General features: G+C 43.2%; 12 protein-coding genes. 6 read left to right on the top strand and 6 right to left on the bottom strand.

Going from position 1 to position 12,852, the window contains the following annotated elements; translation table 11 throughout:
• Positions 1–117: 117 nt before the first annotated feature.
• Positions 118–1,380 carry a DUF8457 domain-containing protein gene (locus AC3E9V_RS02115; RefSeq protein ID WP_488751534.1) on the bottom strand — a complete coding sequence of 421 codons (1,263 nt, stop codon included), beginning with the start codon at positions 1,378–1,380 and terminating at the stop codon, positions 118–120.
• Between the two features lie 19 nt (positions 1,381–1,399).
• On the opposite strand from AC3E9V_RS02115, the gene AC3E9V_RS02110 reads away from it, so the two are divergent.
• The 6 genes from AC3E9V_RS02110 to chrA all read left to right on the top strand — a co-directional run bounded on the left by AC3E9V_RS02110 (position 1,400) and on the right by chrA (position 7,467).
• The gene (locus AC3E9V_RS02110; RefSeq protein ID WP_488751533.1) at positions 1,400–1,720 is read left to right on the top strand and encodes a 2Fe-2S iron-sulfur cluster-binding protein; all 321 of its coding nucleotides are present in this window, start codon (positions 1,400–1,402) and stop codon (positions 1,718–1,720) included.
• Positions 1,721–2,305 carry a thymidine kinase gene (locus tag AC3E9V_RS02105; protein ID WP_488751532.1) on the top strand — a complete coding sequence of 195 codons (585 nt, stop codon included), beginning with the start codon at positions 1,721–1,723 and terminating at the stop codon, positions 2,303–2,305.
• Entirely contained in the window at positions 2,286–4,457 is a 2,172-nt protein-coding gene (gene porZ / locus AC3E9V_RS02100) for a type IX secretion system anionic LPS delivery protein PorZ (protein WP_488751531.1), read from the top strand. Before AC3E9V_RS02105 ends, porZ begins: the two co-directional genes overlap by 20 nt.
• On the top strand, positions 4,457–5,146 hold the full coding sequence (recO, locus tag AC3E9V_RS02095) for a DNA repair protein RecO (protein ID WP_488751530.1): 690 nt from the start codon (positions 4,457–4,459) through the stop codon (positions 5,144–5,146). The genes porZ and recO overlap by 1 nt, the downstream gene beginning before the upstream one ends.
• 177 nt (positions 5,147–5,323) lie before the next feature.
• Entirely contained in the window at positions 5,324–6,286 is a 963-nt protein-coding gene (locus tag AC3E9V_RS02090; protein ID WP_488751529.1) for an isopenicillin N synthase family dioxygenase, read from the top strand.
• Positions 6,286–7,467, top strand: coding sequence for a chromate efflux transporter (chrA, locus tag AC3E9V_RS02085; RefSeq protein WP_488751528.1), 1,182 nt, complete (start codon positions 6,286–6,288; stop codon positions 7,465–7,467). Before AC3E9V_RS02090 ends, chrA begins: the two co-directional genes overlap by 1 nt.
• Positions 7,468–7,540: 73 nt before the next feature.
• Here the strand turns inward: chrA and AC3E9V_RS02080 are convergent, their stop codons facing one another.
• The 5 genes from AC3E9V_RS02080 to uppS all read right to left on the bottom strand — a co-directional run bounded on the left by AC3E9V_RS02080 (position 7,541) and on the right by uppS (position 12,827).
• Positions 7,541–8,086, bottom strand: coding sequence for an OmpH/Skp family outer membrane protein (locus AC3E9V_RS02080; protein WP_488751527.1), 546 nt, complete (start codon positions 8,084–8,086; stop codon positions 7,541–7,543).
• A gap of 177 nt (positions 8,087–8,263) precedes the next feature.
• Positions 8,264–8,809, bottom strand: a complete 546-nt coding sequence (locus tag AC3E9V_RS02075) for an OmpH/Skp family outer membrane protein (RefSeq protein ID WP_488751526.1) — start codon at positions 8,807–8,809, stop codon at positions 8,264–8,266.
• A 75-nt stretch (positions 8,810–8,884) separates the two neighbouring features.
• Positions 8,885–9,424, bottom strand: coding sequence for an OmpH/Skp family outer membrane protein (locus AC3E9V_RS02070; RefSeq protein WP_488751525.1), 540 nt, complete (start codon positions 9,422–9,424; stop codon positions 8,885–8,887).
• A gap of 2 nt (positions 9,425–9,426) precedes the next feature.
• Entirely contained in the window at positions 9,427–12,084 is a 2,658-nt protein-coding gene (locus AC3E9V_RS02065; protein ID WP_488751524.1) for a BamA/OMP85 family outer membrane protein, read from the bottom strand.
• A gap of 2 nt (positions 12,085–12,086) precedes the next feature.
• Positions 12,087–12,827 carry an undecaprenyl pyrophosphate synthase gene (gene uppS, locus AC3E9V_RS02060; RefSeq protein ID WP_488751523.1) on the bottom strand — a complete coding sequence of 247 codons (741 nt, stop codon included), beginning with the start codon at positions 12,825–12,827 and terminating at the stop codon, positions 12,087–12,089.
• Positions 12,828–12,852 lie beyond the last annotated feature (25 nt).

The following is a 12,852-nucleotide window of genomic DNA, read 5'->3' as shown; positions in this document are numbered from 1 at the left end:
ACCTGTATGAAACTAATCAGTGAACGGTGATCGGTGAAACAGTAAAACGTTGATCAGCAATCGGTGATCGGTGTGAACCTCCGCAAACCCGTAACTTCGCACCCCATAACGCAAACTCTAACGAAACTTGCGGAAAACCAATTTTAGCAGTTCTTTGACCTCATCGCTATTCATGTCCCACTCGCGCTCCCGGGCAAAGTCCTGAACCAGCAGCTCCACTGCATCATCGAATGATTCGCTAGCCTCTACCTTTTCAATTGCAGTATTAAAAGCATCCCGATCTCCATCAAACAGCTCCTTGGTAAACATATATCGGTGGTTCACGGAGATGGCTTCCATGATATTGGTGACTTTCTTCTTCTGTAGCTGGTCCGCTACGGTCTGTTTCTCCTCTCCGGAGCTAAACTTGTCATTGAGAGTAGAGGGTGAAGAGGCATATTGCTCATTTACAGATTCCTCCCCGTCAAAATCCAGCTTATCAGCATCGTCAGGCTCCTCCTCTGTTTCTGATGCTGGCGCTTCTCTTTCCTCCTCTTTAAAGTCATCATCTTCTTCAAAGTCATCCTCTTCATCAAAAGCTTCCTCAGAGGCGAAGGTATCACCTTCTGATTCTACTTCCTGGTCCCAACTGGCCTGATCCCCGGATTCCTCCTCAGGCTCATCTGCTTCAGGTTCATCCACAATATCATCCGCATCCGGCCCGGGGACATCCTCCTCATCTTCATCAATCGGGAAGTCAGTGTTTTCCTCCCCTGATAGCTCATCGCTTACCAAAAGGTTTTCCCAATTGATTGGAACAATTTCTGAAAGCAATCTGAGCTCATCGTTCAGCGAATCGCTCGCCTCCGGATCATAAAAATGTGAAGCGGCCTCCTCTAAAAACTCGTCAATATTCTCACCTTCATGCTCATTAAAGAAAGCTTCGAGTTCTGATTTATGAAGCTTGATATACTTGAAAACCGGTTTGGTCACCTTGGCAGTAACCGAGGAGATCTTTTTATCCTCAAACTCTTTCTCAAGAAACCCGGCAGGATCAACCAGGAGCCTCAACGTACTCTCAACGGCTTCTTCAGCCAGCGTGATAAAGTAATCCCCTCCTACCTCAATATGCTGCGAAAGGGTGTTCATGAAGTCCACCATGGCCCTTCTCACTTCTGCACTTCTATAATTGAAGTACGGGCTTTCCAGCTTTTTCATCTCTTCCTGCCACTTTCCAAAGAGGATCTTAAGTATGAAAAAGTTGACCTGCCTGGATGGGGTCACCTTCAGGATCTCCTTCCCGGTAATTTCATTTTTGTCCGTAAAAAAATTAGAGGTGATTTTTTCAGAAAACTGCGCGCTGTATTCTTTAATAAATTCCTCGTTTAGTTTCCTTTGCATAAGATTTGGAAAATTAGAAATGCCAGAAGTAACTATAGAAAACCTCCATAGTAAAACTATTCATTGCAAAGCTAAAACGGAAAAACTTCTGGATATTTTACTCAGCGAAACAGATTGGATGCACGCCTGTGGGAGAAAGGGAAGGTGCACTACCTGTAAAGCAATCATCGTTTCCGGATGGAAGCATCTGGGTGAAATCACCGAAGCTGAAAAGAGATTTATTAAATTGGGCAAATTACAGGAAAGTGAGCGACTTGCCTGCCAGGCAGAAGTACGTGATGATATAACGATTCGGGTCCCGGAACTTTATAAGTTGCCACACTTAGATTATAGCAAATAGATGTTTTTAGAACCACATATTGGCAATCAGGCATTACGCGGATCCGGCTGGATAGAGGTAGTTTGTGGCTCAATGTTTTCAGGTAAAACTGAGGAGCTCATTCGAAGGTTGAACCGGGCGCTGATTGCTCAGCAAAAGGTGGAAATCTTCAAGCCGGTAGTGGACAAGCGCTACTCAAAAAAGAAAGTTGTTTCACATAATGAAAATGAAATTCATTCCACTCCTGTAAATTTTGCCAACGACATTCTGCTCAGGGCTGATCATTGTGAAGTGATAGGAATAGATGAGGCTCAGTTTTTTGATCATACTATCGTAGATGTGGCCAATGAGCTTGCTAACAAAGGAAAACGAGTAATTATTGCCGGCCTGGACATGGACTTTATGGGGAAGCCGTTTGCCCCCATGGACCAGCTGATGGCCATTGCAGAATATATCACTAAAGTGCATGCCATCTGTATGCAATGCGGTAAAATAGCATCTTATTCATACAGAAGGACTAAAAGCAAACAAACGGTCGTTTTAGGAGAGAAAGATATTTACGAAGCACTTTGCAGAAGATGTTTTTATGAAAAAATGCATAAGTAGTTTATTTACCATTTTACTCTCCTCCTGTCTGCTGGCACAAAATATTCCCCTGGATTCCTGGAGGACTCATTTTAGCTATACCAACGGACGATTACTCACTAAAAGTGAAGATAAAATTTTCTGCGCAGTAGAAAACGGCCTGTTTTCACTTGACCTTACCGATAACAGCCTCAACCCCATCAACAAAACCGATGGACTCTCTGATGCAGGTATCTCTGCACTTGAATACGACCAAAACAGCAGGACACTGGTCATTGGATACCCATCAGGGCTGGTGGATTTGGTGACAGAAAATGAAATAGTCACACTCAGAGAAATAAATGAGACAAACAAACTGGGCGACAAGCAAATTGAAGATGTATCCTTTTATAATGGAAACGCCTTTTTGTCTACAAACTTCGGTATCCTGGTGATAAACCTGGAGTTGCAGGAGATAACGGACACATATAGTTCAATAGGCCCGGATGGAACGGATGTCACAGTGTTTGAAACGGAAGTCATAGGCGAAGATCTATTTGCAATAACAAACCTGGGGATACAGTGGGGGGCACTTGACGACAATCTGCTGGACTTCAATAACTGGACTCACTACGAAAACCCTGAAAACAATGAGTACAAGGGTTTTGCTGTTTATGCAGAGCAGATCTACAGCATAGAAAACAACACGTCTCTGGTAACTCTCCAAAATCAATCTTGGGAAGAAGTGCCCACCGGCATCACCGAACCGCTGGTAAGGCTTTATGCAAAAGAGGATGGCTTATTCATCCTGACCACGACAAAGATCTACCAGTATACCCAATCTGAACTGACTATCATACGTGATCTTGGCAATACCTCAGAAGGAAATGACCTGATCTTTTCTGGTGGTTTTTGGGTAGTTGATAGGGCCACCGGCTTACTGGACCCTGAGGGGGAAAGTATTTCACCGAATGGGCCTCTTGCTGACGGGATCAGTAAGATTCGATTCACCGGCAACAAAGCATTTACCTTTTATGGACCTGCTCCACTTAACTACTTCGGGCAGACAACACATAATCAATACAGTGTTTTTGAGAACGGCACCTGGACCACAAAAGCGATTGAAGGTTTTCATAACATTTCCGATGTTGCAAATTTCAGAGGGGAGCTATATTTTTCATCAATCGGGTTTGGATTGTATCATGAGGCTTCTCAAGAGATACTGAATCACACTTCAGGTTTCTCAGACAGCAAATCCGGCCTGGGAGTGATCATCCCGGAGCTGGCGGTCAGCAACCTGCTTTATATTCCTGCTTTTAATAGCTCCTATTCACTGTACGTCCTAAATACTGATGGTGAACTGACAGCCTACCCTGAAAGCTATGTAGGGACAGATGACCCTGTAGCTATCAACTTATCCCAAAACAATGTGCTCTGGCTCACGAGAAGTACTGCCGACGGAGGGGGCATAATCACGCTGGACCTGGATTCTGATGACTTTCGGTTGATCACCGCCAATGACAACCTTCCTTCTGCTAATATCCAGGATATCAGTATTAATCGTTCGGATGAGGCATGGGTAGCAACCTCCGGAGGGCCATCTTTTTTCAGTGAAGCATCATTTATATTCCAGCAGGTCGAAGGAGTAAGCCCCATTTTTGAAGGTTTTGACCTCTTTGAAGGCCAACAGGTTTCAGCTATTGCCACTGACGGAGGCAATAGGATATGGATGGCTACCAGGGAGGGAGTTTTTGTCTTTGATGAAGCTATCTCAGAGCAAATCCATCACTTTACCATTGAAAATTCTCCCCTTCCCTCCAATACGGTAAGGGAGTTTGCTTACGATCCGGGTAGTGGCGAAATGTTTATTCTGACTGACAAAGGACTTGTTTCCTACCGAAGCAGCTCATCAAATCCTTCCCCGGCATACCAGGATGTAAAAATTTTCCCTAATCCCGTGCGGCCTGGTTACATGGGTCTTGTCGGGATCTCAGGAATCGCAGATGGAGCTGATGTGAAAATCACCGATGTAAACGGTAAGTTGATCAGAGAACTGAAGGTGAACGGTGGTACAGCTTCCTGGAACCTGCGAGACTACAACAACAGAAGGGTTTCGGATGGAATCTATGTAATCCTCAGCGCCTCCGGCGATGGTAGTGAAAAATTTATAGGAAAAATAGCTGTGCTCAACTAATGGTATCCAAGACTCGTGGTATCGTAATCAAATATGTGAAATACCAGGAAACGAGCATCATCGTGCAGATTTTTACAGAGGATTATGGGCTCACATCATTTATCATAAACGGCATCAGAAGTGCACGATCCAAACGGAGTATAGGGTACTTTCAGCCATTTTCTCTGTTGGATCTGGTTGTCTATATCAAGCCGAACCGTGACATACAGAGACTTTCCGAATATAAGTTCTATCAACCTACTCATCGCCTGCAGCAGGATATCCGAAAAAGCACTATTGCACTATTTCTTTGTGAGGTGCTCAGCAAGTTGCTGGTCCATGAGCCGGATGACGAGCATAAAGCGCTGTTTGGTTTTCTTTCAGACTCTATACAGACTCTTGATCAGCTAAATACCGGTATTGAAAACTTTCACCTTCATTTTTTGCTAAAACTCTTACCTTATATGGGTATCGGAGTAGAAGATGGAGATAAGCTGGTTCACAGTATGGAGCTTGAAATGATAGAAGGGGATGAAAACCTGATCCATTTTATATCCCAACTCATTAGGAGACCGATGGATTCACCTGTGGAAAGTTCTGGTCGTATGCGGCTTAAAGCACTTGAGTTGGTGCTAAGGTACTTTCAGCATCACACCGCACCTTTTGGGGAGATCCGTTCTTTAAAGGTACTACATGAAGTTTTCCGATAACCCTTACCCCTGATTTATAAAATCGTGATCGTAAGAAGTCAGTGTCTGCTGAAACGAATGGATTTGAGAAAAGATTGAATAAATCGAGCTAAACAGATACCATCTGTGAATTTATGGTTAAGCCCTGAGTTGTTTTGATAAAATGCTTTTAATTTTGGTAACAACCCACGTTGAACTATGAGTGATATTCTATACAGTGAAATCCCATCTCTTGATTTGGCGGATTTTACCTACGGAGATGTAGATAAAAAGAAAAAGTTTGTAAGAGCTCTGGGTGATGCTTACCAGAATATTGGCTTTGCAGCCATCAAAAATCATGGACTCTCTACTGACCTGACTAGAAAACTTTACGACTCTGTTGAGCGATTTTTTGCGCTTCCTGATGAAGTGAAACAAAAATATGAGAAGCCAGAGCTGGCTGGCCAGCGGGGGTACATCAGCAAAGGTCGGGAACGAGCCAAAGGGAGAAATACAGGCGATCTGAAAGAGTTTTATCATGTAGGTCAACCAACGGAAAATAAGCTGGAAGAATATCCTGAAAATATCTGGCCTGAAGAGATACCAGCGTTTAAGAAATACAGTTTGGAAGCGTATAAAACGCTGGAAAGTGCCGGTATTCAAATGTTGCGGGCCATTGCTCTTCATCTTGGTCTTGAAGAAACTTACTTTGATGACAAAGTGAGTAAAGGCAATAGTATCCTGAGGCAAATCCATTACTTCCCTATCGAAAATCCGGAGGAAATTCCTGAGGACGCTGTAAGAGCAGCAGAGCATGGAGATATTAATCTCATCACCTTGCTTATGGGCGCCAGCGCAGATGGCCTGGAAGTGCTCAGACGGGATGGTAAATGGATACCCATTACTGCACTGCCTGAGCAAATAGTAGTTAATGTGGGAGATATGCTCTCAAGGTTTACTAATAATAAGCTTAAGTCAACGATACACCGGGTAATCAACCCGCCCAGGGATAAAATGGGCACATCCCGGTTTTCGATTCCATTTTTTATGCACCCTGTGTCATCAATGGATCTCACCTGCCTGGAAAGTTGTGTGAATGGTGAAAACCCAAAACAATATGATGACATGACGGCAGGGGAGTTTTTAGATGAAAGGCTTAGGGAAATCGGACTGAAAGCTTAATGTCAGTACGGCGAGTACGATACATTATTTTCTTACGAGATGTGCTCGTCCTCTCGATCACAGCATTTGGTGGCCCTCAGGCACATCTGGCTATGCTCTTGGATCTGATGGTCACTAAAAGAGGATATCTTACAGAGAAAGATCTCATTGAACTCCACGCTCTTTGCCAAATCCTGCCTGGCCCTACTTCCACTCAGACTATAACAGCACTGGGATTTAAGATCGGCGGCCCGGGTCTGGCCTATCTGACACTCCTCGTTTGGATCCTTCCCGCAGTAACAATAATGATCTGCCTTGGACTTATGGTAAATGCCTTTCAGGAGCTGAATATATCGCTCAGCTTCCTGAAGTTTATCCAACCCATAGCAGTAGGTATTGTGGCTTATTCGGCTTATAAGATTTCAAGTAGCGTAGTAAATACCACAACGGGCTTTTTCCTGATGATTATCTCGACCATGGCCGCTTACATTTTCCGTACGCCATGGGCCTTCCCAATCATGCTATTGATAGGTGGATTCGTAACAGCTTTCAAATTCAAGAAGCAGCCCATTGAAGAGAAGTCCCGGATCAAGATTAACTGGTCTAACTTTATTCTCTGGTTATCAGTATTGATTTTTGCTGCAGTACTGGGCGGTGTTACTCAGTATTTGCCCGTCCGGCTTTTTGAAAACTTCTATCGAAATGGTAGTCTCATCTTTGGTGGTGGGCAGGTTTTAGTCCCGTTACTATACACTGAGTTTGTTGAGTTTAAGGATTACCTTACCTCTGAAGAATTTCTATCAGGTTATGGGTTTGTCCAGGCTCTTCCCGGTCCTGTATTTTCATTTAGTGCATATGTGGGTACCTTAAGTATGAGAGAGACGGATATATTTCAGCAGGTACTCGGGGGTATAATGGCTGCAGCCGGTGTTTTCCTGCCTGGAACCTTTTTGATTTTCTTTGTTAGCCGGTTTTGGGAGGACCTGAAAAAATACCGGGTGGTAAAAGCCTCACTGGAAGGGATCAACGCAGTAAGTTCAGGTATGGTGATCGCGGCTACTTTTCTGTTGTTTGAGCCTATCCAGCCAACTACTCTGAACTACATACTCATGCTGGGTACCATGAGCCTTATGTTTTTCACCAAAATCCCCACTCCGGTTATCATTATAGTTGGATTGATCACCGGGATTATTTTTAAGTGACTTTAGCAGTTGGTAAAAAGAAAGGGCCCTGACGATGCCCTTCGATCAAATCACTCAAATAAATTCTATCTCTTTATTGGCCTTCCTCATTTGCAGGGGGAGTAACACCCAATTTTTTAAGAACAAGGTCAGTAATGTCCTCTTGCTCTCTTGCATACAGCAACACATCCATGCCAGGTGTCCCGGCGTTGAAAATGTGAGTATACCCGTTTTCCTCAGCTACCTGTTCGATGGCTTTACTGATTTTTTCATAAGCCGGCTTCAGCAGCTGATTTCTTTTCTTTGCCAATGAGGCCTCAGCATCCTGGCTAAACTTCTGAAGTGACTGTTGCAAATTGGTAATTTCCTGCTCCTTATCAGCTCTGATCAACTCATCATATGTATTCACATTCGCTTCATAATCCGCTACTTTGGCTTGCAAATCTTTGTATTTTGCCTCAATCTGAGTTTGTAGCTTTTTCTCATATGACATTAACTCTGCTTCAATCTGCTTAGCTTCAGGTAATGCGCTTAGTATGTAATCCGGATAAGTGTATCCAACTTTAAGGTCATTCTGAGCTAAAGCTGTAAAACTTTGAGCCAGCCCGGCAAAAAGCAGGATTAAGATTGTTCCTCTCATATTCCTAAATAATTTACATTCATAACTCTCCCAAACATATGTATATCTTGAGTTGGAACTCCTGATGCGGTGTTAAAAAACCTTAAATTTAAGTAAATGAACGGGTTGAAAGCCAACAAAAAAAGGGCACCATCTGATGCCCTTTTTTTAAATAAGTCAAATAAAAATTCCGCTCGTTTATTGGCCTTCCTCTTTTGCAGGAGGGGTGATCCCGAGCTTTTTCAGAATGAGATCTGAAACATCATCTTCTTCTCTTGCATATAGCAACACATCAAATCCAGGTGCTCCGGCACTGAAGATATGAGTATACCCATTTTCCTCAGCTACCTGTTCGATGGCTTTGCCAATCTTTTCATAAGCCGGTTTCAACAGCTGATTTCGCTTATTGCTGAGTGAGGTCTCAGCATCCTGGCTAAACTTCTGAAGTGATTGTTGCAAATTGGTAATTTCCTGTTCCTTGTCAGCTCTGATCAACTCATCATATGTATTCACATTCGCTTCATAGTCCGCTACTTTGGCTTGCAAATCCTTGTATTTAGCCTGAATCTGAGTTTGTAGCTTTTTCTCATATGATTTCAGCTCAGCATCGATTTGCTTTGCCTCTGGCAGCAGACTCAAGATATAATCAGCGTTGGTATAACCGATTTTAAGATCGCTTTGAGCTGAAACACTAAAACTGCATGCCAATACAGCTACAACTACGACTAGATTTTTTGCTTTCATATCCATGTTATTTGATGTTCTAAGACAAGTCCTCCAAAAGACGTGCCTAATTTCATTATTTTAAAATGATCAACTTTAATTACTATTATCTTTGGCCTCCTCTCCCAACCCAAGCTCCTCAATCACATAATCTGTGTAATCATGGATCGGATCAGTATAGATCATCACCAGATCTCCTGATTTATCAAAAACAATCTGGAGTCGATGATTTTTCGCTACTCTTTCCACAGCATCAAAAACCTGATCCTGAACAGGCTTGATCAGCTCTTTCTTTTTCAAAAAATACAGGCCGTCAAAACCAAAGATCTGTTTTTGATATTCCTTTACTTCTTTCCACTCCCTGTCTATCTCCTGACGCCTTTCATCTTTCATTTCCTGAGTAAGGAGCACTTCCTCTGCCTGCAGGCCTGCTTCCATTTCTTCAACATCCTTGTACATTTCCTGGATCTCAGCCTCCCAGCCTTTGGCCAGTTTTTCTATTTCAGCCTGAGCTTCCTTATACTCAGCCATTTGGCTCAGGATATATTGGGTGTCAACATATCCAAACTTCTGAGCAAAAGTATCATTTATTGCGAATAATAACAGGAATAAGCCAAAGACAACTAATTTCTTCATACCTATCTTATTTGTTGACCAATTGAGAAGTGAAACTGTGGTCCACTTACCTCCAGGCTGCCCGGAGCAGGATCCAGCCCATACCCCCAATCTAACCCTAATAATCCAAAGGCCGGCATAAATATCCTAACGCCAAGACCGGCAGATCGGTATAAATTGTATGGATTAAACTCGCTAAAGTCATCCCAGTTATTACCACCATCAAAGAACGAAAGTACATAAATAGTGGCTGATGGGTTTAAAGAAACAGGGTACCTGAGTTCCATAACGAACTTCGTAAATACCGTACCCCCCCTAATTCCATCTGCCCCGGCTGGTGGCGTAATCACGTTGTTCTCATACCCCCTCAAACCAATTACATCGGTTCCGAGTATAAAGTTCTGCCCGGTGAGTCCGTCACCCCCCAGCTGGAATCTTTCGAAAGGTCCCACCCCTACTTCGTCTGAATATGACCCTAAGAAACCAAAATGCACTCTGGGAGCAAGCACCAATTTATCTACCAATTTTAAATAATATTTGAAATCCAGATTCCACTTATGGTACTCAAGAAACTTGTAGCGTTCAGAATTCTCTATATTGTCGTAATCTTTGTTGCTCAAAAGTGAATATGGTGGAGTGAACGATGCACTTACTGAAAGGGATGAACCTGACCGGGGATACATTGGATTATCCACTGAGTTTCTGGCAAACGTATTGTTAAAAGTCAAACTGTGAGAGTCCCCTAAAAATCCGTAAAAACTTCTATACGATTCACCTGCAATATTATATTTCTGATAAGAGAGCGAATTACTAACCGTGAAATAGTCATCCGGCCAGGTTACTCTACGCCCCAAACTCACCGTGGCTCCGGTCACTGATAGCCTCCCGAATGCCTCTTGATCCCGGGAACGAAAATTTATCTGTCGAGATACCGAATGACTAAAGTTGATTCCAAAGTTATTTGGTTTCCTTCCGCCTAACCACGGCTCATTAAAGCTCATGGAATAGCTTTGATATCTTCTTCCGTTTGCCTGCACACGTAGTGATAGTTTTTGTCCATCGCCCATCGGTAATGGACGCCACTTGTCAAAGTGAGGGATATTCCTGATGGAAAAATTATTGAAGCTAAGACCCAGGGTACCTACAAAACCAAATGTACCTCCCCAACCTCCGGAGAGCTCAATCTGGTCATTCGGACGCTCCACCAGCTGCCACTCGATATCCACCGTTTCGTCCACCGGATTTGGAGTAGGAACCGGATTTACCTGCTCAGGGTCAAAATAACCCAGCTGAGAAAGCTCTCGTTGAGTTCGAATGAGAAGTGAACGATTAAATTTATCACCAGGGAGTGTCCTCAACTCACGGCGGATCACATGCTCATTAGTCTTTTCGTTTCCGGAAATAATCACCTCATCTATCGTAGCCTGTGCTCCTTCGTAAACACGCATCTCCACATCGATAGAGTCTCCCGCCACTCCTATCTCTACTGGTGTTACGCTGAAGAAGAGATAGCCGTCATCCATATAAAGAGAGCTGATATCCGCACCTGTAGGGTTATAATTTAATTTTTTGTTTATCAGGTCCAGATCATAAACAGCCCCCTTCTCTAGCCCAAGCACCTGGTCAAGCTGCTCATCTTTGTAGATATAATTCCCTGACCAGGTAATGTCTCTAAAGTAGTATTTTCGGCCAGGGTCTACTGTAATATCAATGTTCAGGTATTTGCGATTGATGCTATAAACCGAGTCTGAAACAATCTCCGTATCCCGATAACCCTTTGATTGGTAAAAGGCTAACAATGTGTTTTTGTCTTCCTCAAAATCAGACCGGATAAACTTGGAGGATTTGAAAAAATTCACGTTAACCTGTTCACCAAGGTATTCCTTGGCTTCCTTTATGCTCGTCTCTTCTTTATGTGTCAGGAAATGAAATAAATTGACCGGATTCAGCAGGTTTATCGTTTTTGCGATCAGGTCCTTTGGTAGTCTGATCCGGGGAACCTCTCCCGTGTTTTTCAATTTGCTTCTTAGCTTACTGCTCGCGAAGTTTTCATCCCCGTAAAAGTTGATGTTCTTGACTTTGACCTTTTGGTTTTTATCGACCAGTATTCTGATATTCACGCTATTGGCAAGAACCGTATCTTTCTCCTGAACGATCCGCACATCAGCATTCAGGTACCCTTTGCTCTCCATATATCGCTTCACGGCCAGTTCCGTATTTTTGATCACTACATCTGTGAGGATCTTGCCCCGTACCAGGTCAATCTTGTCTTTTAGTTCTGAAAGCTGCCCTTTGGTCACTCCGTCAAACTCGTATCGTGTAAGCCTGGGTCTTTCAGTGAGCTCAATGGTCAGCCATACCTTGTCTCCTTCTACCTTATCGGCTATGATGTTCACATTGCCTATAATCCCTTGTTTCCAAAGTTTTTTAATCGCCCCGGAAATATCATCTCCCGGTATCTTTATCTTATCCCCAACCCGCAAACCTGAAAGTGAGATCAGTGCATTATTATCAAGGAACTGTACTCCAGTGACCTTTATATCTGCTATTTCATATTCACGGGGACTGGAGTAATTGATAGATAAGCCACTATCATCTTCAGCGTTCCTCCTGCCAAAGCCTATCTGAGCTTCAGCACAATAGCCAAGTAAAATTGCGATAATTACAATGTATTTCTGCATGATTAGAGGTTCACCTGTTCGCTTATTTTTCCAAATCTTCTTTCTCGCTTTTGATATGAGATTATGGCCTCATACAAATGTTCTTTTCTGAAATCCGGCCAAAGTACCTCTGTGAAAAATAATTCCGTATAGGCCAACTGCCACAGAAGAAAATTACTGATCCGCATTTCCCCGCTGGTCCGGATGAGAAGTTCCGGGTCCGGGAAAGCCTTTGTGGATAAGTATGAACAAAAAAGCTCTTGCGTCACTTCCGCATCTTCTTCGAGAACTCTGGTCTTTTGATCACTGAGCATTCGCTGAGCCGCCTGGGTAATATCCCATTTGCCACTATAGTTTAGCGCGAGAATTAAGTTGAGACCATTATTCCCGGAGGTATTGTCCTTAGCTTCCTGCAATCTTCGCTGAGCCTTGTCAGGAAGCTTACTAATATCTCCTATAGAGTGCAATTGAACATTGTTTTTCATAAGTGTATCCATCTCATCATTGATTGTGGATACGAGTAAAGTCATAAGCCCTTCCACTTCTTTCTTAGGCCTTGACCAGTTTTCCGTAGAAAATGCATAAAGCGTAAGACAGTCCACACCAAGTTCAGCACACCCTTCAGTGACCTCACGAACCGCTTTTATCGCATTTTTATGGCCGAAAATACGTGCTGCGCCTTTCTGTTTGGCCCATCTTCCGTTACCATCCATGATCACGGCAATATGTGATGGTAACTTATCCGTGTTGATGTTCTCCTTCATCCCTTCTTTTGCCTGAAAATGCGAA

The organism is Marinoscillum sp. HNIBRBA16962, assembly GCF_057801515.1.
This window is presented reverse-complemented; position numbering and strand designations above follow the sequence as displayed.